The following is a 20,493-nucleotide window of genomic DNA, read 5'->3' on the forward strand; positions in this document are numbered from 1 at the left end:
TGATGCTGAGTCAATGGTCGTTGACACTCATGCATCATACAAGAGGGCTCTTTTTCTTTCAAGACTTCGAACATCCTCCTAACAGGAATGCTGCCCCGATGCATAAAGAAAAAGCTGCCTTAAAGGCAGCTCTGATCTTTGCTAATGCACCTGTTAAGGGGACATCCTTTATTTAAATACCTCGTCTATTTCATTTCTGTCGTAATCTAATATCCAATCGATGTATTTATCATAAACATCTCTTATTGTTTCGGGCGAAGTCGCCAATAAATCACAACCCCTGTCATCATAAACGTAAAATATAGTTTTCCTGTTGATGTTTATAAAATAGACTCTATTAAAAATACTTGGCCTTATTCCCATATCTTGATTGCAGATTGCTTTTAACATAGGAATGTATTTGAAGTCAGACACTTTACATTTTAATGTAAATCTATGTGTTTTATAGGTTCCTTCTTCTTCATCGTCATGAAAAGTTGTCTTTTGTTTTAACCGTATAAGATCGACTTCTCTTTAATATACCGTGAAAAAGTATTTGATTTATGTTTAAAACCATCTCCATAATCGTTTACGTCAATTACGATATAAATATCATCGTTATGAGAATGCAAGGACTTGAATAATGTGATAACCCTTTTATATACTCCTTGTAAATAGGGGCTATTTTCATAAGCATAATCACTATCATAGTCCACACCTAATTCAAACCGGATACCAGTTTTCCAACTATTAAACAAGGGTGGTCTAAGTTCTAAGTTTGGAAAATTCTCATTCATAAAATCGTTTAAAAGCATGTTTGCACCTCGTTAAGTTCCTTCATTATACCTTTCCATGTTAACATGTCCCTTAAGTTGCATTAAAAAAAGAGTTGCCAAAACAACTCCCAGACTGTAGACAAACTAGATGAAAATCGAGTTTGTCTACAGATTCTTTATGGTTTGTACAATTTTGACGCTGATTTCCATTCCAGGCACTCGCTTTCCGCGGGCGGTCAGGGAGCCTCCTCGGCTTGCGCCTGCGGGGTCTCCCTTAGACGCGCTTTTCCCGCAAGAGTCTCGCACCTTCCTCTCCAATCAACTTTGTTATAAAATTTAGAAATCATACCTGAGGAGTTGAAGGTATTGCTTTGGTTTAGTTGGTTCGAGAACATCATTTGATGTTACCTATTTTCTGAGATTGTTCGTTTCATTAAAACCTCATTTTCGTACATATCTCCCCAATCTCGCATTAGGTAAATAATAGGTTTTAATGTTTCTCCAAAAGCAGTAAGGGAATATTCAACTTTTGGAGGAATCTCGCGATATATTTCACGATGGACAATACCATCTTGTTCCAATTCCCGAAGTTGCAACGTTATCATACGTTTTGTGGTATAGGGCATAAGTCTCCCTAATTCGTTAAAACGTTTAGGGCCGGAAATTAAGTTATATAATATGATCCCTTTCCATTTGCCTCCTATCACATCTACTGTAACTGCAACAGGACAAGCAGTGGTATCGGGACACTTTTCCGTTTTAAATTCCTTCATATTGACACCCCAATCTTTTTAAGTATCAAATTGTATACTATATTACAAATTTAATCCTATTCAACAAAAATGTGCGTACTTTTAATTTTATATTATATAAAGTATCATTGATTTTGCAAGCAAAGACTAAATATTCGTACTTTTCATACCATTTTAAAGATGTTACTAATCGGATGCTTATGTTTCTGGTGTGGCAATATCAAAAAATCTGCTTGCTTTAATTCATCCTAACCATGAATAGTGACGAGACATTTTCCCATAAAAAAATAAATAGGAGTGATTTGAGTGAAAGCACAAATTATTCAATCATTTGGTGATCCATCCGTATTTCAATTTAAAGAGGTTTCAAAACCCGAATTAATACCTGGACATGTACTTATTCAAGTCAAGGCTTCAAGTGTAAATCCTATTGATACGAAAGTCCGTGCTGGTGCAGTTCCGGCCGTTGCCCCCGAGTTTCCAGCAGTTTTACATGGGGATGTCGCAGGTTTGGTATCTGCAGTGGGTGAAGGAGTGACTGAGTTTAAAGTTGGCGACGAAGTGTTTGGATGCGCGGGTGGTTTTAAAGGGACTGGCGGTGCACTTGCGGAGTTTATGCTGGCAGATGCTGATTTACTTGCTCACAAGCCGAAAAATTTGACGATGGAAGAAGCCGCTGCTTTACCACTAGTTGCCATTACCGCATGGGAAGCTTTATTTAATCGGGCAAATCTTGTCCCTGGACAAGATATACTGATCCATGCAGCCACCGGCGGTGTAGGACACATTGCCATTCAGCTAGCCAAATGGGGAGGCGCGACAGTCTATACAACTGCCTCTTCGCAAGAGAAGCTGGAGATTGGCACGCGTCTTGGTGCAGATGTAACTATTAATTATCGAGAAGAAAGCGTACACGATTATGTACAAAAATATACAGACGGAAAAGGTTTTGACGTTGTGTTTGACACGGTAGGTGGAGAAAACCTTGATCGCTCTTTTGAGGCAGCCGCGGTACATGGAACAGTAGCAGCCATTGCTGCTCGTTCCACTCATGACCTCTCCCCCGTGCATTCAAAGGGACTCTCCCTACATGTTACCTTTATGTTGTTGAAGATATTAAATAAGGACATGCATAAGCAATATGGAGAAATTTTGAAGAAGGTTGCCAGTGTGGTTGAGGAAGGTAAGCTGCGCCCGCTTGTGGACCCAAACATGTTTACGTTTGAAGAAGTCTCAAAAGCCCATGAGTACTTGGAGTCAGGCAAAGCGATAGGAAAAGTTGTTTTGAAAAATAATTGGTAATTTTATTTTCAATGTTCATTCAAAAGCAGAGGTACAGTGAGAATCTCTATAGATCCTCACTGTATCGTCTGCTTTTATTTTATTCCACTGATCTATACTTCAAGAAAAATTCATTTAGTTCTTAAGAAGTTTACTTTTGCCGACTTTTAATACCGCTTCTGATGCTGGGTACTCTTTATTTTACAGAAAGAAAGGTGAAATCGGTGCGCTAAGCATGGAAACCTTTACTTCATCTGAGTGTGGAATAAATACCAGGTACTATTTGGTTTAAATGATAGTTAAAAGGGAGAAAAGGAAAAAAAGATGAGGTGATAAAATGATTTATCTGGAAATAGCAATGAAGCTTGGGATTGGGCTGGTTGGACTCCTGGCAGTGACAAGACTTCTTGGCAAAAAAGAAATGTCTCAAGTGACCCCTTTTGATTTTATTTACGCTTTAGTATTAGGCGGCATTCTAGAAGAAGGCATTTACGATGAAAAAGTGTCGATTTGGAAGATTCTATTTGCAATTTGCCTTTGGGGAACTTCCGTTTATATCATAGAGGTCTGCGCTCAAAAAAGTGATCGCATGAAAAAATTGCTCAAAGGACAACCTTCTTTGATTATTCGTAATGGCGAATTGGATATTAAACAAATGAAAAAAAATCATCTGGATCTTGAACAGGTTCGAACCATGCTGCGGAAACAGGGTGTGTTTACTCTCCGGGAAGTGCGTGATTTATATCTTGAGCCTGGCGGGGACATCAGTGTAAAGCTTCATACTAAGGCAGGAAGCGTCACACCGGATATGCTTGGCCTCAATCCTGTGGATGAAGCCCCTTCTATCTTAGTAATTGAGGAAGGCCAAATAAAAGAGGAAGAACTTCAATCCGTGAAAAAATCAAAAGAATGGCTTCTGGAAGGGCTTCAGAAAAAAAATTATACAACAATAGAGGATATCCTATATGGAGAATGGTCAGAAACAGATGGATTCTATATACAGCCATATTCCCCAAAAAAGAAAAAGCTGCCTTAAAGGCAGCTCTGATCTTTGTTAACTTTTTATTAAGAATTCCAGCAAATCTTACTGGACACCATTACATAACCGACCGATATTCTCGACTTCAACAACGACTTCATCCCCCGACTTGATCGTGCAGCTGCCAGATGGTGAACCCGTGGCCAAAATGTCACCGGGCTCCAGTGTCATTACCTGTGAAAGCCAGCTGATTAGAAACGGAATGCTTAGAGACATTTCATTGGTATTTCCGTCTTGGACAACACGGCCGTTTAAAGTGGTCACAATCCTTAAATTTGTAGGATCCACCCCGGTAACGATGCACGGTCCCAAAGGTCCGAATGTATCAAATCCTTTGCCCCGCGTAAATTGTGGATCTTTTTTTGTTAGATCTCTTGCTGTGACGTCATTAAATATCGTGCACCCAAATACATAATCAAGCGCATCTTCTTCTTTAATATTTTTTCCGCGCTTTCCAATGACAAGGGCCACTTCCCCTTCAAGTTCCACTTGATTGGATAGCTCGTTTGGAGGAAGGATAATATTCTCCTTGTCTGCAATAAGCGAAGATAATGGCTTTAAAAATAGAAATGGTTCAACAAGGTTTGCCTCTCCACCCGTTTCCTTCGCATGACCTGCATATGTCCAGCCGAAATTAACCACTTTCGAAGGTTTTACAGGTTCCAAGATTTTCACGTCACTATATTTTAGCTCGACCCCGTCATACTTTATTTCCTTGTTGACAAGTTCAGCAAAACTGCTAGACAGTTGTAATATCATGTCATCCTCAACAATACCGTAATGTATTTTGCCCTGTTGATTCTGATAGCGAACTATTTTTTGTGTTTTTTGTAGCACATGCATTATGAATAAACTCCTTTGATGATTAAGATTACCACAGATCATATAAAATCCGGTTCTCCTATACTATAACATGCCTGTTCTTTTACGTGAAAAAAGAGCTCTCGTCGCGACTCACTCTTCAACTAAACCGACCTATAGTTAATTAAACTTAAGTTATTTAACTATTTATTTTATGGAACCTACAATTTATATGTAATTTTATCTGTGTATTGCCTTATAAAGGCCGCAATAAATATTCCGATTGGTACACCTAGTAAACATTCCCCATGAAATGTTTACATAATTTTATATATATCTAAAACCAAGCCAATCTGTGCTTATTGATTATCTCAAAATATCAAAATTTTTGTACTGGTAATTCGTCCCTTATTCAGCTAACCTGCCTCGGTAGTGCCATAAGAAAAAGGCTGCCTCAGCAACCTTCCTACCTGTTAGATTAATTGGATAACTTCACATTTAACCCTGATATAGGAGCATAAAAGTATGTGTTGCAGCTTTTATGTATCTGTACTTATTTCCTCCCATTCTTGATCCATATAATTTACTAGCCAATTAAGGGTGTAGTGCCTTTCATATACAACGCCTTCATCTAGAGTTGATGGAACTTCCAAATGATTTATTTGGGCTTCTCGTACCGCCCAATGTGCCCTATAAATAAAATCAAGACTATCTAATATATCACTAGTTGGTTTTAAAGTGGATTCATCAAGCAACTCTTGTTTAGAATGAAAAGAAAAAACCGTCTCAAAAATATATTCAGCATTGCACGTATCGGCTGGAACATCTATATCGGATATTAGATTTACAGACCAAAGCAGAAGCCAAATACATTCTACCTTCCAAGAGTATTGGATCAGCTCGTTCTGATTAGGATGTTTTTTCTTTAAAAACTGTTGTTCTTCTTTTGTGAATAATTCATTAGCATTATACCTTTCAATAAATTCCTCAATTTTTTCTGGCGGAGCCTCCATGGCTTTTGCTGAGACTATTGCTAATGAAATAATTCTGTTTATAATTTCTTCCTTTGTTCTAAGGGAAACTTCTTCTTCATTTTCCGTTAAGGGTAAATGTTTATTTATTGGTACCTTTAGGGTCTTTAATATTTTTTCGGATTGTTTTTTTCTCTTTTTCGAACTTTTCATTCCGCACCTCACTAATAACTGATCCCGCTTCTTTAAAACTATTATTAGAAAAACTTTCCACAGACCGTATTGTAACATGCTTCTCAACTTTCCTGGGCATTTAGTTGCATGCTCCGATCTTCCGTAAAAGCACCCGTTAGTTCCAGAAGGAATATTCGTCAAAACTCCCCTTTAGTGAAAACCACTTTTATTTCCCAAAATAAAAATAGTGCCAACTTCTCTTTAATAGAAATTAGCACTTCGGTTTATTCACTATATGTTATCGTGCCGCTTTAGGCGGTTGGCACACATCACATTTACGTTGGTTATTATTTTTGAATTTCTTGAATGTTTTTTCAAAGTTGCTACCACATGTACATTTAAATAGTAACTTTTGAGAAAAACCGTGATATTCAGTCGTCAGCAACTTACTTTCCGAATTGTTCTCAACAAACTCTTTAATTTTACCAATCGTCCATTGTTTATTCATTCTCTTACACCTCCATATTTTATCGCTATGCGGAGGCTTTGCTGGCATCCGTTCAGAAACAGTAATTATCGTAAGCTATTCATTATAACATGAGCTGGCACTCAATTAAACAGATGGATATATCTTAATCTGCCCCGAAGTTGCAAAAAGAAAAAGCTGCCTTAAAGACAGCTCCTATTTTTCAGCTAAAGCACCCGTTCGTTCATTAAGAACCCCTGTATGGAATAAGTTCAAATTATCCATCCATTGAAAACCATACCCAAGTTGATAACAATGTGAAAAACTATGGATGGATATATACTATCGGTCTTTAAAACTACGATTGCATAAAAAAGCCCCCCAAAAGAAAAAAGTAAGCTTATTATTACAGGAATTCCAATTGATATATGTAGTAGCCCGAATCCGATACTGGTTATTACGACAGCATAAAAGGTGGAAACATTTCTTTTTAAACTAGATAACATAATACCTCTCCAAATTACTTCTTCAAGTGTAGCGTTTATGATGGCAAACAATATACCGAAAAGTAATACTGTCTTTAAATCGCTCATTTCTTGACTAAATAATGGTATAAGTATTGTGCTCGAAACCATTAGCCCAATAAGTAAAAAATACGGTAATTTAATTGTATGAAACGGCATTGTGATACGCCTGTGCCAATCTGGTAATAGTGCGTAGAAAAATATCTTCTGCTTAGACAACATTAGTGAAATCATTGTTCCAATCATAATAAACATAAGTAAACATCTGTTTATTATGATTTTCATTTCTTTGGATATGTTCCATTCATTGATATAGCTGCTTCCGAGTTGATACACCAATGTACCTAATAAGAAGAAAATAAACAAGGAAACTGATGAACGGTATTTATTAGTTGAGATGTAAAGAATAAGCAAGAATATGAGTGGCAATAATCCCCAAACAAACAACCTATATGAAAAAAGAATAATACCTGCGAAAAATAAGATTGCCAAAAATAAGAGAAACATATTTGTCCGTGAACGATTTATGCTAATCCCCCCTTTAAGAAAGCACATTCATTCGTTTCAGCTAAACGTTCGGATAACTGCTATTTAGCTGAATAAGTCCTTGCATATACAATACCATAAAAAGTAAATTACCCCTCATGTTACTTAAAATCAACAAGCATTATGAAAAGAGCCTTGAACAAAGATCAAAATGCACTCCTGTAAACTGCCCTATAGCTGCATAAGAAAGAGCTGCCTTAATGAAGTGAACCCAAAAAGTTAGACACTTTATTTACTTAGGCAGCCTTGAGGGCATGAACCCGGTAATCTACCGGGCTCATGCCTTTTAATTTTACCTTGATTCGTTGATGATTGTAGTAAATGAATAAAGATGATATTTGATACATCTCCCGAAATCTTACTACCAATAAAGGAAGAATAAATATTCGGAGGGTTTTTGAGCAAAGGGGTAACGTGTCATACGACGGTAGATATATGAATAGAACATCACTAAATTAAATAATATGGTAACGGGGAGAAATGAGGTGATTGTATGTTAGAAAGACTTAGAAAAATTGATATGAAAACAGCTGTATTTATGGGGATTAGCTTTTACTCTTTGACTATCTTAATCCATGTTCTTATTATTAACGGCATTATTCCATTGACATGGGTTAATGGTGGAAGGTCTGAATCTCTGGCTGCTCAGCTACCAATTTCTATTATGAATACCACTATTTCTATAATTGGAGGTTTTTTCACACTGTTTGTTGGCAGAAATATATTATTTAAAGGAATAACCGTGATATGTTGGTTTTTTGTTGTGCTTTGGTCATTTGGGTTTATCCTGCAATTATTTGGAACAGCTTTTGAAAAAATGGTTTGTTCGTTAATATTGCTTCTTGGAGTCATCTCGAACTTGCGTATAGCGATTGAAACAAGATAGCATTAATACGCAAACTTTCCAAACTCCCTTTTGTCGACAAACGGAACGTGAAAAATGCACTTAAACAAGGGGTGCGTTAGCTTAAGATCGGAACTGTCTTTAAAGAAGTTTTAGAGAAACATTTTATAAAACCTACAAATATCTTCGACTATTGTTAATTTACTCTTTCAAAGGAGTTGCTTTGGCAGCTCTTTTTCTTATGGAATAAAAAGGGGCATTCAAGAAGTAGTCGAACTGGTATTAACTTCCGTTCCTGACGACTAATTATGCAATATTAAATAATTGATGTAGAATTGCATAAACCTATTAATTCATTAAATAATCTGTATATTGCAATTGTTGGCAAAATACCATTAATCCCCACTTGGTATGGTATTTGCATATAAATTAATTAATCACGAATAAGGGTGGAGTGATACATGGAGAATGCAAAATTAAGACGTTCGTTAACAGTATTTCCTTTAGTGCTATTTGGATTGGCTTATATGGCACCTACAACAGTTTTTTCTACTTATGGGGTTGTTGCGGAAATAACGAAAGGGATGGTACCTGCTGCCTATATCATAGCTTTGGCTGGTATGTTGTTTACAGCCTATAGTTATGGCCAAATGGTTAAGGCCTACCCTGTTGCCGGTTCTGCATATACATTTACTCAAAAGGCTCTTAATCCTCACCTTGGGTTCTTAGTGGGCTGGGTTATCCTATTGGACTATTTATTTTTGCCAATGATCAATGGATTACTGATCGCCATTTACTTAAACGCATATTTTCCATCCGTTCCTTTTTCCGTCTGGTTAATTGCCTTTGTCATTTTAATCACCACTGTAAATATAATTGGAGTGAAAATAGCAACAAAAATAAATGTTTTATTAGTTGCCTGTCAATTTCTAATAATAGTTATATTTACATTCCTCTCGATTAAAGGGTTACTTAACGGAATGGGTTCAGGAACATTATTCATGAGTTCTCCATTTGTGAATGGAGATATACCACTATCTTTAGTATTAGCAGGATCTTCTGTTTTATGTTTATCTTTTTTAGGATTTGATGCTGTTACCACACTTTCAGAGGAGACCATTAATCCGAAAAAAATAATACCAAAGGCCATTTTCCTCGTCGCATTAATAGGGGGAGGTCTGTTTGTCACCATCTCATACATCAGTCACCTTGTTTACCCTAATTTCCAAGCTTTTAAAGATCCGGATTCCGCTTCCTTGGAAATTGCCATGTACATAGGGGGGAATTTATTTCAATCTTTTTTTCTAGCAGGATATATTACCGGGGGGCTGGCATCTGGTTTATCAGCTCATGCAAGTGTTTCGCGACTTTTGTATGCGATGGGGAGAGATGGAGTTCTTCCAAAGAAAATATTTGGTCATATTAATACAAAATTTCAAACTCCAACACACAACATCATCTTAGTGGGTATTTTTGCTTTATCTGCTTTATTTGTTGATTTAGTGACAGCATCATCCTTTATTAACTTTGGGGCGCTTGTTGCCTTTACATTTGTTAATCTTTCGGTTATTTCCCATTATTATATTAGAGAAAAACAGCGAAACGGCATGAACACACTAAAATACCTAATATTGCCGCTGATTGGCACTGGTTTCACAATTTGGTTATGGACCAGTCTTGATTCAAAGGCACTTTTACTCGGACTGGGATGGTTTGGAATTGGTTTCATCATGCTGCTTTCAAATACGAAAATGTTTAGTAAGCGGCCGCCAGAGCTTTCTATTGATAGTGCGATTGAAAAAGAAATTCAGGCATAAAAGCTATATTCATCAAGGAGGATAAAAATGGTAAGTGCAGACATCATTCTTTCTGGTCAACATGTTTTTACTGGGTTACAAGATGAGCCAATAAAAGCAGCTATCGCCATTAAAGATAATAAAATTATTAAAATCGGTTCTAAAGAAGATATAATGTCATTCCTTGGAGATCAAACAAAAGTATATGACATGGAAGAGGGACTAATTATACCGGGATTTCATGATTTTCATATGCACATTATGATGGGAAGCATTTTACAGAAGGATAGTGCCAAATTATTTGATGCAGCTTCAGAAGAAGATGCAGCCAAAATAGTAGGTGAATTTGCAGAAATGAGACCAAATGATGAGTGGATATTTGGTGTTGGCTGGGATCATACCAATTGGAAGAACAAAGTGCTGCCACATAGAACAACACTAGATAAATATATTTGTGATCGTCCTGTTTTATTATTCAATGCAGAAGTGCATTACGCATGGATCAATAGTAAAGCAATGGAAATGATTCAATTAACGAAGGATACACCAGATCCGGAATATGGAGAAATTGGAAAAGATGAAAATGGGGAACTGACAGGCCTTCTATTTGAACAGGCAATTGGGTATGCATCAGAACATGCATACAAATTACCGAAAGAAAAACGTGTAAACCTTTTCCAAGGTTTTCTTAATGAAACAAAAAGATTGGGAATCACATCCGTTAATGATTTATACGGAGCTAAAATTGCGCCAAATCCATTAGACGATCTTGAAATTTTTAAGGAATTTGAGAGAGAAGGGTTACTAACTACTAGAATTCACTTTTCGCCTGAGTTAAAAATGGATTTAGCTGCCGCAAAGGAATTACAAAAAAATTATCAGTCAGACAAGCTTACCTTTTCTGGATTAAAACAATTTATAGATGGTGTTGTGACAAGTCATACTGCTTTTTTATTGGATCATTACAAAGACCGTCCTGAAACAAAAGGCGGAACCACTTATCCAGCTGAAACAATTAAACAATTAGTAAAAAAGGCAGATAAGGAAAATTTTCAAATTCGTTTCCATGCTATTGGTAACGGTGCTGTCCGCTTAGCATTGGATGCATTTGAAGAAGCGAGAAACGTAAATGGACAAAGAGATGCTAGACATGTCATTGAACATGTGGAGGTATTGCATCCAGACGATGTTCAACGCTTTAAGGAATTAGATGTAATCGCTTCATTTCAACCTAAACATATCGAATTAATGGAAAGTGAGGCATATACAGCTAGAATCAGTGAAATACAACAACCTCTCTATTATCCTATCAAAACACTATTGGATACTGGTGCTAAAATTGCCTTTGGTACAGATTTTCCTGTAGTGCCCCTAAATCCCATGATGGGTATTTATCAGGCAATCACCAGAAAAGATTTAACCGGGAAGGCGTGGCAAGAGTCGGAAGGAATAACATTAGCACAAGCGTTAAAATATTACACGGCTACACCGGCATTCGGATCTTTCAGAGATAAAGAATTAGGCACATTGGAAGCAGGGAAGATAGCGGATATCGCAGTATTAAATAAAAATTTATTTAGCATATCAACAGAGGAAATTCTTGAAACAGAAGTGAAGATGACGATTATGGATGGAAAGATAGTATATGAAAACCAGGTCGTCCAAAAGGTATAAGAAAAAAATTAAAAGGTAGGTAGTGAGAAAATGTCAAAAGTAAAAGTTAGTCTTATTCAAATTCATTGCGGAGAATTCATTGAGCAAAATATCCAAAAAACGATAGAGAAAATAAAAGAAACAGTAAATAAAGGTGCACAAATCGTTTGCTTACAGGAATTATTTTCTTCACAATATTTTCCGCAAACGGTCAGTGTGAAAAATTATGATTTAGCTGAAGATGTAGATAGCGGTACATTAGCCGAAATGGGTGAATTAGCAAAGGAATTAGCAATTGTCTTGATTGTCCCTTTTTACGAAAGAGCAGGTGCTGGAATTTATTTTAATAGTGCAGCTGTATTTGATGCTGATGGAGAATGTTTAGGGATTACAAGAAAAAATCATATTCCGGATGGTCCCCAGTATCATGAAAAATATTATTTCGTTCCAGGCAATACTGGATATCCTGTCTATGAAACGGCTTATGGAAAAATAGGAGTCGGGATTTGTTGGGACGAGTGGTATCCAGAAGTTGCTCGAATTTTGAGCTTACAAGGTGCAGAAATATTATTCTATCCTTCCGCTATTGGTTCAGAGCCAGATCATCCCGAGATATCAACAAGATCATCCTGGGAAAAGGCAATTTCCGCTCATGGCATTTCTAATGGTGTATTCGTTGCTGCGACAAATCGAGTGGGCCAGGAAAAGGACATGAATTTTTATGGCGGTTCATTCATTAGCGATACCTTCGGGAATATTCTAGCTTCACTTGATGATGAAGAAGGAATTATTGTGCAAGAAATTGATTTAAAAGAAATAGAAGAGACTAGAAAAATTCTGCAATTCTTTAGAGACCGTCGTGTCGATACATACGGCCCTATTTTACAAAAAGAAATACTCCCAACCCCATCCCCTTCAAAAAAGGGAATAAACAAAGCGCTGTTTAGTTAATCATTAAAAAATAATGCAGTTGTTTTCTCTTAGGAGGTCCAAAATAATAACCGTCTCTGCTAACTTTGCCATCTAATGTTTACTTTATAAAGGTAATTTTAAGAGCTTGAATAAGGGACATTGGAAGTGGGGAAGCTTGCTGATAACGTTGTCCTCGACCGTGATCTTTTTGCGGTTCCGTTTGAGGAGATACCTGAAACGAAAGTGAAATGACCGTCATGGACGGTAAAATCATCTTCACTGCTCCTGAATAACACATATGCTTAAATGCGTAATAAATTATACAATGGAGGTATAATTGGTTCAGTCGATTATAGCGAAATATATTTAAAAGAAATAGCAGATGGGACTACCTGTTATTTCTTTTTTGCTAACTGAGAGCTATGCCTTAAAAGGTATAGCGTTTTTGTTTATACAAGCAGTTTTATCAAAATTTAAAATAAACAGGTGTATAAGTATAAAAACAAGGAAATAAATTCTGAGGAAATAAAAATTTTAGGTGGAGTTATTAGTTTATTATACATGACTAATAGGTGTACTTTTTTATATTTTAAGATAATTCCAGGACAGGGATTTTCTTATAGGGGTACCGCTAAAAGGTCTGGCAAATACAGTCGTGTTTTTAGATTTCCCTGAAATACGTGGAGTATATATACTTTTTCTTATTTACCCTCAAAAAAGCCAGATTCCTCTTGAATTATATTGGGAGAAAGCAATATTATTTTGCTATTCTTATTTTAAGGAGGATTGTTTTATTGGGTATTTTTATCGTATTTTTGTTCTGTTTATCTATTGTTTTTTCTTTACTTCATTTGTTCCATTGTTTACCTTGGTTTCGTGGACAAAGCGAAGGGATAAAACAAATTCTTGAAAAGGAAAAAGGAATTAGTATTCTAGTCCCTTGTTACAATGAACAGGGAATTATAGAAACCTCCATTAAGAGTATGAAATCATTATCTTATTCACAGTTTGAGGTCATTTATATCAATGACGGTTCAAATGATAAGACTATGAATCTCTTTCATAAATTTCTAAAGTTAAAACCATGTTCAAAATCTGCACTTAGAAAGCTTTCCCATAAGAAAGTAGAAAATTTTTATCAATCCAAACTTTATCCTAATATCTACGTTATAGATAAAAAGAATGGGGGAAAAGCTGATTCCTTAAATGCGGGTATTGAATATTCTAGCCAAAGTTTGATTGTAACATTAGATGCTGACACCATATTGACAGAACAGGCCTTATCAATTGTTAACAACACATTTGAGGATAAGGATGTAGTTGCTGCAGGTGGTATGGTGCACGTTTTGCAAACAAAAACATCTAATCCTTTGAGAGACTTGTCTTTATTTCATACAAATATGCTAGTTCGTGTCCAAATGTTGGATTTCCTAAAAGCATTCTATATTACTAAAGTATCTCTTGCACGCTTTCGTGCATTAGCTATCATATCCGGAGCATTTGGTATTTTTACAAAACAAGCTCTTGTTGATGTAGGAGGATATCGTACAACAATAGGAGAAGATATTGATATAACACTGCGCATTCATAGGTACATATCGGGACAGAAAAAAAAGAAGATTGTTTTTGTACCGGAAGCTGTTTGTTATACAGAATTACCTGAGAACTGGAAGGATTTTATCAAGCAACGCATACGATGGCAAAAAGCATTTATTGATTGTTTTATCCATTTTAGATCCTTTTTTTGGAAAACGTTTTTCACTAAGCCGGTTTCCTTTTTCTACATAGCCGAATCTTTTTTAGTAGGGACCATCGGTACTTATGTTACGACAGGTATTTTTGTGATAAATAGTACCTTAAACCCTCTTACTTTCTCTCCTTATTATATATTTACCTATTTGTCTTACATTTTTTTATTTAGTTTAACGTATGACTTGGTGGCAATTGGTATGGGTAAGCATTACGGGTTTTCGTTTCAGAAGAAGGATAGATATCGATTATTTATTACAATTATTTTTGATATATTTGTCTATCGATTTGTAACTTTGTATATTGTTATGTATGGTAGCATTGCTTATTTCTTTAACAAAGACTGGAATAAAGTTGCTCGAACAGGAAGAAATTATCAAACTGATTCAAAATCTGCAGCATAGTTTGAAATCTGGACTGATGTTCTGTTTCATCACACTGCTTTTTTTTAATGTCAAATTAAGCATCTAAATGCCAATTATTGCGTTTATAGAAAGATTAATTTAGCACAATTCTCGAAGACTGCCCTTTAAAGGGGGCGGTTATTTTGTTCAGCTGTAGCTTTAAATGAAGATTGTAGCTTTCATTGTCGTAGCTTTTTCTAATGCAACTAATGGGGTTTTTATTTCAATAATAGGGTTGTGCTAGGGGAGCCTTGGAACTAACGGTGCAGGTTAGTTCCATAGGAAATATAGAATGAATAAGATGAAAATGTGAAACGATAAATGAATAAAATACCTCGATTCATATTAACGTCATAAGAGAGCCGCCAGTAGCACCGGTTATCACTATAAACCAAGCAGGCAATTTCCAGTATACAAGCATACTAAATAAGATGGCAGCAAAAGCAAAGTCTATAGGAGCTAAGATGGAGCTGGTCCAAATGGGATTATAAAAAGCCGCAATCAAGATGCCTACAACTGCTGCATTTACTCCCATTAATGCCCCTTTTACTTTAGAATTACGGCGTAATGTGTCCCAAAATGGCAAGGTCCCTAGAATAAGAAGAAATGCAGGTAAGAAAATAGCAATTGTTGCTAATAAGCCACCTTGCCATCCATTTATCACGGCACCTATGTACGCTGCAAACGTAAATAATGGTCCTGGTACAGCTTGTGTTGCACCATACCCAGCAAGAAATGCCTCTTTGTCTAGCCATCCAGTAGGGACAAATTCACGTTCAAGCAATGGCAAGACTACATGTCCACCACCAAACACTAAAGAACCAGACCGATAAAAGCTATCAAACAGAGCAATCCAATTTGATGGAGTAACCTCTCGTAAAATTGGAAGTAGAAACAGTAATCCGAAAAATAAAGCTAAACTAACAAAACCGACACCACGCGAAATCGGAAAATGAACGTTAGATTCATAACTTTCGTCGTGTTGTTTATAAATTAGAAAACCAATCAATGCGGCCAGTATAATAATACCAACTTGCACATAGGCAGTCTGCCAAATCAAGGTCCCAACCAAGGCTATTAATGCAATTGTTTTTCTCTTTATATCTGGAGTTAAATTTTTTGACATCCCCAAAATGGCGTGTGCAACTACGGCTACTGCTACTATTTTTAATCCGTGGATCCAGCCTGCATTTGAAACATCCATTCCTTTGAAAAATAATGCTAATATTACTAACGCTATCACCGAAGGCAGTGTAAAACCAAGGAAAGCTAAAATTCCACCGAAGAAACCTCCCCGCATAACTCCGACTCCAATTCCAACCTGACTGCTAGCTGGACCAGGCAAGAATTGACACAAAGCAACTAAATCAGCATAGCTTTTTTCATCCATCCATTTTCTTCGTCTAACATACTCCTCATGAAAGTAACCTAAATGTGCTATTGGCCCACCAAACGATGTTAAACCAAGCCTTGTTGAAACCAATAGTATTTCAATTAGTGACTTAAAACTTCTGTTTGTTTTGTTTTGATCCACTAAAGTATTCCTCCTATTATTTAAGTTCATAAGCTTTCTTGCTGGCTTCCATAAATATTTCCTTTTTCAGTGGTCGAATAAATAATTTCCTTATTTTCCCATCGACGTTTCGTTCCTCATTTATTAAAAGTCCATCAGATTTCATTGTGTATAAAGTACCTGAATTTACGGTTTATCCATGTCATTTTAGTTCTTCGAACATCCAAAGACCAAAATCGATTATCTATATTGAAGTATACTATTTATAAATATTTAGTTTCTAATTCCAACAATTAATTTACACACTCTTAATATTTGCTCAACCTAACATTATTTATCAAAAAGTGGAAACATTTATAGCCTTTAATGTTTAGGTAAATCCATAATGAAAGTCATTACCGGAAGCTGATCAGCAGCTTCTTTTCTTTTGGAGAAAAAAAGCTGTATTTAAAAAGAGGAGGGATTTAACACTTAGCGTACTCCTTTTTTTGTTAAGTGAGACGGTTAGCGAAGAACAATATGGGAAATACTAAGAGAATGAAAATATTACCGAATTTTCAGAAAATACATTGACGGGAAAATATAGTTGTTATATATTATTAATAAGATAAATTTATTGTTATATAACAGAAGGAGGAGTCAAGATGATGAACATTCAGGATAAAGCCTATGAAAGTTATTTAAAGATTTGTGAAAGGTATGAAATCGAGTCGATAAACTTCGACCGCTTCATCAAAAATTTAACTAAAGATCAGTTGGATGAATACAGTAAATTAGCCGTTTAAATGAAAGGACGTGATTGAACAAGATGGACCTCCCGGTTGATGTAGATGTAGAAGCCAGTTAGAAACCCCACCAGTTGCTATTGGGAACAGGTGGGGTTTTGTTATGTGTTTTATAATCCAGACTGTAATCGATCAAAAAAGAAACTGCCGGAGAAGGTCTTCTCCGGCAGTTTCTTTTAACTTCCCCGATACACTTGATAGCCCCATGGGGAAACGAGCAGTGGCACATGATAATGAGAGGTTGGGGAAGATAGTCCGAAACGGACGGGTACCTGGTCCAAAAAGGGCGGATCAGGAAGCTCGATGGACTTATTCCGGAAGTAATCCCCGATATGAAAAATGATTTCGTAGTTTCCCCTTTTAGTGTTTTCTGCGTTTAGTAGCGGGGCATCGAGCCTCCCGTCTGTATTTGTGACAGCTGACTGGAGCAGCTGCCAGTCAGCAATGGATGATTCGGAAAAGTATAATTCAATCGTCACGTTTTCGGCAGGCTGGCCATGCATTAAATCCAATATATGTGTTGTTATACCAGGCATAAATACTCCTTAACCGATGTTTTCTTCAGCAGCAGCCAGGATTTTGTTATTTTCGAGATTTTCTTTTTTAACGGTGAAGACCTGAAAGCCATATGGCGGGCGCGGCTCTGTATATACTTTTCCTTTGGATTCCGGGATTTCGGAAACGACTGTATCCCATGTGTGGTTTTGGGATTCGAATGTAACTTCAAGAAGCTGAGGGAATCTAGTTAAAATACGGCAGCCGATTTCATAAATCAGATTTTGGATCGAAGGAGTCTCCATTTCATGGAAAACGGATGTAGCGATATCGATTATCTGTTCAGCAGCCACGTATTTAGAGGGTTCCACGCCGAATGTATCCTTTTGATCCTCATAGACCCAGTGGAGATTCAAATAGATGAAAAGCGGACGATTTCCATCTTCGGGAAGCGTGGTATACTCATCACGGACAAAACCGACAAAAGAGTTCCCGCTTACTTTGATTAATTGGAGGTCAAGGATGGAACTGCTTTGCTGAACGATTTCGCTGCCGTTTTCCCCGCGGATGATTTCGACGGCTGCCTTGGCCCGTTCGTTGCGGGACTTTTTGAATACAAGGTCACTCGGTTTCAATTGAAGATCCGTCGCTTCAGTCACAGCTTCGAAAGGGATATCCTCGGCAATCAATTTAACAGTATCGATTTGAGGATATTTGTTAAGGAAGGCTTCTGACACATATGAAGCAAATCCTTCTAATGTTGCTCCTTTGAATGTGGCTAAATGCCGTTGGATGAAGTTTTTCATCGAATCTGTAGCGACGACCATGGAATTGTCTCCTTCCGTGAAGGAGGGAAGAAAAGAGGAGCCGCCAACGGAAACTTTTACATTGGTGCCAAAAATGATATGATCTCTGCCTGAAAAAGTGGATTCTGGTATTTGTTTGATTCCGGTTAAAGGCTTTGAATAGGTCCTATAGGCAAAAACATTTCCTTTTCCATAACTTAGTGTTTGTGCGGCTGATTTATTTTTCATTGAATTCTCTCCTTCGATTTTGATTTTATCCTGTAAACGAAATAGGGCAATTTTATGAATTTCAGATAGTGCCTTATCGAACTCTATTGTTTCTGAATGGTGAATCCTTGTTTTCATCGATTGATATATGTCATTTTTATCCTTGCCGCGTACAGCCAGGATAAATGGAAAGCCGAATTTATTCATATATTGCCGGTTCAATGATATGAAATTTTCATATTCATCGGCAGTAAGGTCCTTTAAACCGGCGCCATGCTGTTCCTTAGTCGAATCATCACTCATTTCAACTTTGTCCCCTAGGTTCGGGTGCTTCCTGATTAATGTTAACTTTTCTTCCTTTGACGAATTGCTTACAATGTCCACCATGCATCGATGCAGATTGATTATGGATGAAAATGGTCTATTGGCTGCCGCCTTTTCTGCAATCCAAGGTGAATGTTCGAAAGTATCACCAAGGAACATCGTGAACTCCTTTTCGCTAATTGCATTTAGTGACTTAATAGTAATCATTCTAAGGGCTCCTTTTTAAATGCTTTTTGCCATGAACTGATCTGCATCCGCGATGGTTCTATCTGCCGCCTTTTTCCTTCGAGGAGTCAAGATCACATTCAGGATGATGGCTGTCAGGCTTCCTGTGATGATTCCATCACCGACAACGATACGGATTGTTTCCGGCAGGCTTGAGAATAACTCGGGAACGACGGTGGCCCCCAGTCCGAGTGAGACGGAACAAGCAATGACCAATAAATTAGCATTATCCGAGAAATCGACGTCATTCAACATTTTAATTCCTGATGAAACGACCATTCCGAACATGACGACGGTAGCACCCCCGAGAACGGCAGTAGGAATCAGTGTAGCGAGTGCTGCGATTTTTGGTACAAGTCCAAGCCCGATTAAAATGAAGCCGGCTACAATGGTGATTGTTCTTTTTTTCACACCGGATAATTGAACGAGGCCTACATTCTGGGCGAATGTACTATAAGGAAAGGCATTGAAAATCCCGCCTAAAGTGAAGGCAAGGCCTTCTGCCCGGTAGCCCTTGACTATATCTTTTTCACTCAATTCCCTGCCGGTTATTTTTCCTAGAGCAAGGAATGCGCCAGTGGATTCGACAAGGATGACTGTGCCAACCAACATCATCGTAAGTATGGGTGCTATTTCAAAGCTGGGAGTACCGAAGTACAAAGGAGCGGGGATATGGAACCAAGAAGCCTCGGCAACGGTGGTAAAGTCCATCTTCCCAAAAAACGTTGAAGCGATCGTTCCTGCTATGATGCCAATCAGAACGGAAATGGAGCGAATGAATCCAGTGAAGCAGCGATTGATTAACAGAATAACGGCGAGGACTCCTAAAGAAAGCATCAAGTTCTCGGCTGATCCAAAGTCTTTGCTGCCGGAACCGCCAGCCATATTCTTTATGCCGGTGGGCACTAAGGATAATCCAATGATGATGACGACGGTACCGGTTACGACAGGCGGGAATAATTTAAGCAGTTTACCAAATATGTTGGAGAAAAAAATGATGAATAATCCAGCGGCGATGATTGATCCATAGATAGCGGAAATGCCATAATTGCTGCCGATGGATATCATGGGGGTGACTGCTACGAAAGAAGTTCCCAAAACTATCGGGAGGCCAATGCCAAAGTATTTATTTTTCCAATATTGCAATAATGTAGCGATCCCGCAGGTCAATAGATCAATGGCAATAAGGTAGGCTAACTGTTGAGAATTGAATCCCAATGCTCCGCCGACGATGATCGGCACCAATATGGCACCAGCATACATGGCAAGAACGTGCTGAAGACCTAACGAGAAGGCCTTGGACTTGTTAATTCTGTCATTCATAAAAAAAACTCCCTTCTACAATAGCATGTCATTTTATATCACGTGATTTCGTTATGATTAATATCATCATAATAAAAAATCAGAAAATTGTCATTAGTTAGATTAGACAATTTTTGGTTGTGGATATAGACAACTTGCATAAAGTGAT

Annotated in this window: 18 protein-coding genes and 2 pseudogenes; 8 read left to right on the forward strand and 12 right to left on the reverse strand. The window is 37.3% G+C overall.

Annotated elements, in window-relative coordinates; all coding sequences use genetic code 11:
• Positions 1–168: 168 nt before the first annotated feature.
• Positions 169–776, reverse strand: a pseudogene (locus V3595_RS09270) (DUF3885 domain-containing protein).
• 383 nt (positions 777–1,159) lie between these two features.
• Complete coding sequence (locus tag V3595_RS09275; protein ID WP_485906817.1) at positions 1,160–1,528, reverse strand: winged helix-turn-helix transcriptional regulator; 369 nt, start codon at positions 1,526–1,528, stop codon at positions 1,160–1,162.
• Between the two features lie 285 nt (positions 1,529–1,813).
• On the opposite strand from V3595_RS09275, the gene V3595_RS09280 reads away from it, so the two are divergent.
• Positions 1,814–2,809 (forward strand): zinc-dependent alcohol dehydrogenase family protein, encoded by a 996-nt coding sequence (locus tag V3595_RS09280; RefSeq protein ID WP_485906819.1) that lies wholly within the window; start codon positions 1,814–1,816, stop codon positions 2,807–2,809.
• Between the two features lie 316 nt (positions 2,810–3,125).
• Positions 3,126–3,824, forward strand: a complete 699-nt coding sequence (locus V3595_RS09285) for a DUF421 domain-containing protein (protein ID WP_485906821.1) — start codon at positions 3,126–3,128, stop codon at positions 3,822–3,824.
• A 48-nt stretch (positions 3,825–3,872) separates the two neighbouring features.
• Here the strand turns inward: V3595_RS09285 and V3595_RS09290 are convergent, their stop codons facing one another.
• The 5 genes and pseudogenes from V3595_RS09290 to V3595_RS09310 all read right to left on the reverse strand — a co-directional run.
• Positions 3,873–4,670: a fumarylacetoacetate hydrolase family protein gene (locus V3595_RS09290; RefSeq protein ID WP_101226022.1), complete on the reverse strand. Its 798-nt coding sequence runs from the start codon at positions 4,668–4,670 to the stop codon at positions 3,873–3,875.
• 497 nt (positions 4,671–5,167) lie between these two features.
• Positions 5,168–5,974, reverse strand: a complete 807-nt coding sequence (locus tag V3595_RS09295; protein ID WP_485906823.1) for a DUF4272 domain-containing protein — start codon at positions 5,972–5,974, stop codon at positions 5,168–5,170.
• A gap of 97 nt (positions 5,975–6,071) precedes the next feature.
• The gene (locus V3595_RS09300; RefSeq protein ID WP_063235826.1) at positions 6,072–6,281 is read right to left on the reverse strand and encodes a hypothetical protein; all 210 of its coding nucleotides are present in this window, start codon (positions 6,279–6,281) and stop codon (positions 6,072–6,074) included.
• A 230-nt stretch (positions 6,282–6,511) separates the two neighbouring features.
• On the reverse strand, positions 6,512–7,318 hold the full coding sequence (locus V3595_RS09305) for a CPBP family intramembrane glutamic endopeptidase (protein ID WP_485906825.1): 807 nt from the start codon (positions 7,316–7,318) through the stop codon (positions 6,512–6,514).
• 227 nt (positions 7,319–7,545) lie between these two features.
• Positions 7,546–7,632 (reverse strand): annotated as a pseudogene (locus tag V3595_RS09310) (IS3 family transposase); the annotation flags it as partial.
• A 170-nt stretch (positions 7,633–7,802) separates the two neighbouring features.
• On the opposite strand from V3595_RS09310, the gene V3595_RS09315 reads away from it, so the two are divergent.
• From V3595_RS09315 to V3595_RS09330, 4 genes are all read left to right on the forward strand, one after another.
• The gene (locus V3595_RS09315) at positions 7,803–8,195 is read left to right on the forward strand and encodes a hypothetical protein (protein ID WP_485906827.1); all 393 of its coding nucleotides are present in this window, start codon (positions 7,803–7,805) and stop codon (positions 8,193–8,195) included.
• 419 nt (positions 8,196–8,614) lie between these two features.
• The gene (locus V3595_RS09320) at positions 8,615–9,970 is read left to right on the forward strand and encodes an APC family permease (protein ID WP_485906829.1); all 1,356 of its coding nucleotides are present in this window, start codon (positions 8,615–8,617) and stop codon (positions 9,968–9,970) included.
• A gap of 27 nt (positions 9,971–9,997) precedes the next feature.
• Positions 9,998–11,623, forward strand: coding sequence for an amidohydrolase (locus V3595_RS09325; protein ID WP_485906831.1), 1,626 nt, complete (start codon positions 9,998–10,000; stop codon positions 11,621–11,623).
• A gap of 30 nt (positions 11,624–11,653) precedes the next feature.
• The gene (locus tag V3595_RS09330; protein ID WP_485906833.1) at positions 11,654–12,553 is read left to right on the forward strand and encodes a carbon-nitrogen hydrolase; all 900 of its coding nucleotides are present in this window, start codon (positions 11,654–11,656) and stop codon (positions 12,551–12,553) included.
• Positions 12,554–12,632: 79 nt separating this feature from the next.
• Here the strand turns inward: V3595_RS09330 and V3595_RS09335 are convergent, their stop codons facing one another.
• Complete coding sequence (locus V3595_RS09335) at positions 12,633–12,788, reverse strand: hypothetical protein (protein WP_485906835.1); 156 nt, start codon at positions 12,786–12,788, stop codon at positions 12,633–12,635.
• Between the two features lie 520 nt (positions 12,789–13,308).
• On the opposite strand from V3595_RS09335, the gene V3595_RS09340 reads away from it, so the two are divergent.
• A complete protein-coding gene (locus V3595_RS09340; RefSeq protein ID WP_485906837.1) occupies positions 13,309–14,667 on the forward strand; it encodes a glycosyltransferase family 2 protein in 1,359 nt (452 codons plus the stop codon).
• Positions 14,668–15,007: 340 nt separating this feature from the next.
• Here V3595_RS09340 and V3595_RS09345 read toward each other — a convergent pair whose 3' ends face one another.
• The gene (locus V3595_RS09345) at positions 15,008–16,201 is read right to left on the reverse strand and encodes a chromate transporter (protein WP_485906839.1); all 1,194 of its coding nucleotides are present in this window, start codon (positions 16,199–16,201) and stop codon (positions 15,008–15,010) included.
• A gap of 623 nt (positions 16,202–16,824) precedes the next feature.
• Here V3595_RS09345 and V3595_RS09350 point away from each other — a divergent pair.
• Positions 16,825–16,965 (forward strand): hypothetical protein, encoded by a 141-nt coding sequence (locus V3595_RS09350; protein WP_157831099.1) that lies wholly within the window; start codon positions 16,825–16,827, stop codon positions 16,963–16,965.
• A gap of 176 nt (positions 16,966–17,141) precedes the next feature.
• Here V3595_RS09350 and uraH read toward each other — a convergent pair whose 3' ends face one another.
• From uraH to V3595_RS09365, 3 genes are read right to left on the reverse strand one after another with little or no spacing between them, the layout of a single operon-like run.
• Complete coding sequence (gene uraH, locus V3595_RS09355; RefSeq protein WP_485906841.1) at positions 17,142–17,501, reverse strand: hydroxyisourate hydrolase; 360 nt, start codon at positions 17,499–17,501, stop codon at positions 17,142–17,144.
• A gap of 9 nt (positions 17,502–17,510) precedes the next feature.
• Positions 17,511–19,004, reverse strand: coding sequence for a factor-independent urate hydroxylase (gene pucL, locus V3595_RS09360; protein WP_485906843.1), 1,494 nt, complete (start codon positions 19,002–19,004; stop codon positions 17,511–17,513).
• 15 nt (positions 19,005–19,019) lie between these two features.
• A complete protein-coding gene (locus V3595_RS09365) occupies positions 19,020–20,345 on the reverse strand; it encodes a nucleobase:cation symporter-2 family protein (protein ID WP_485906844.1) in 1,326 nt (441 codons plus the stop codon).
• Positions 20,346–20,493: the final 148 nt, after the last annotated feature.

It is taken from the genome of Bacillus sp. CFBP9009, from assembly GCF_036541465.1.
Lineage (GTDB): Bacteria > Bacillota > Bacilli > Bacillales > DSM-1321 > Peribacillus.

What these genes read in the sequence shown, in the direction of transcription:
- V3595_RS09275 (WP_485906817.1), bottom strand. Translation starts at nt 1,528, where the DNA reads ATGAAGGAATTTAAAACGGAAAAGTGTCCCGATACCACTGCTTGTCCT.
- V3595_RS09285 (WP_485906821.1), top strand. Translation starts at nt 3,126, where the DNA reads ATGATTTATCTGGAAATAGCAATGAAGCTTGGGATTGGGCTGGTTGGA.
- V3595_RS09290 (WP_101226022.1), bottom strand. Translation starts at nt 4,670, where the DNA reads ATGCATGTGCTACAAAAAACACAAAAAATAGTTCGCTATCAGAATCAA.
- V3595_RS09300 (WP_063235826.1), bottom strand. Translation starts at nt 6,281, where the DNA reads ATGAATAAACAATGGACGATTGGTAAAATTAAAGAGTTTGTTGAGAAC.
- V3595_RS09305 (WP_485906825.1), bottom strand. Translation starts at nt 7,318, where the DNA reads ATGTGCTTTCTTAAAGGGGGGATTAGCATAAATCGTTCACGGACAAAT.
- V3595_RS09315 (WP_485906827.1), top strand. Translation starts at nt 7,803, where the DNA reads ATGTTAGAAAGACTTAGAAAAATTGATATGAAAACAGCTGTATTTATG.
- V3595_RS09320 (WP_485906829.1), top strand. Translation starts at nt 8,615, where the DNA reads ATGGAGAATGCAAAATTAAGACGTTCGTTAACAGTATTTCCTTTAGTG.
- V3595_RS09325 (WP_485906831.1), top strand. Translation starts at nt 9,998, where the DNA reads ATGGTAAGTGCAGACATCATTCTTTCTGGTCAACATGTTTTTACTGGG.
- V3595_RS09330 (WP_485906833.1), top strand. Translation starts at nt 11,654, where the DNA reads ATGTCAAAAGTAAAAGTTAGTCTTATTCAAATTCATTGCGGAGAATTC.
- V3595_RS09335 (WP_485906835.1), bottom strand. Translation starts at nt 12,788, where the DNA reads ATGATTTTACCGTCCATGACGGTCATTTCACTTTCGTTTCAGGTATCT.
- V3595_RS09350 (WP_157831099.1), top strand. Translation starts at nt 16,825, where the DNA reads ATGATGAACATTCAGGATAAAGCCTATGAAAGTTATTTAAAGATTTGT.
- uraH (WP_485906841.1), bottom strand. Translation starts at nt 17,501, where the DNA reads ATGCCTGGTATAACAACACATATATTGGATTTAATGCATGGCCAGCCT.
- pucL (WP_485906843.1), bottom strand. Translation starts at nt 19,004, where the DNA reads ATGATTACTATTAAGTCACTAAATGCAATTAGCGAAAAGGAGTTCACG.
- V3595_RS09365 (WP_485906844.1), bottom strand. Translation starts at nt 20,345, where the DNA reads ATGAATGACAGAATTAACAAGTCCAAGGCCTTCTCGTTAGGTCTTCAG.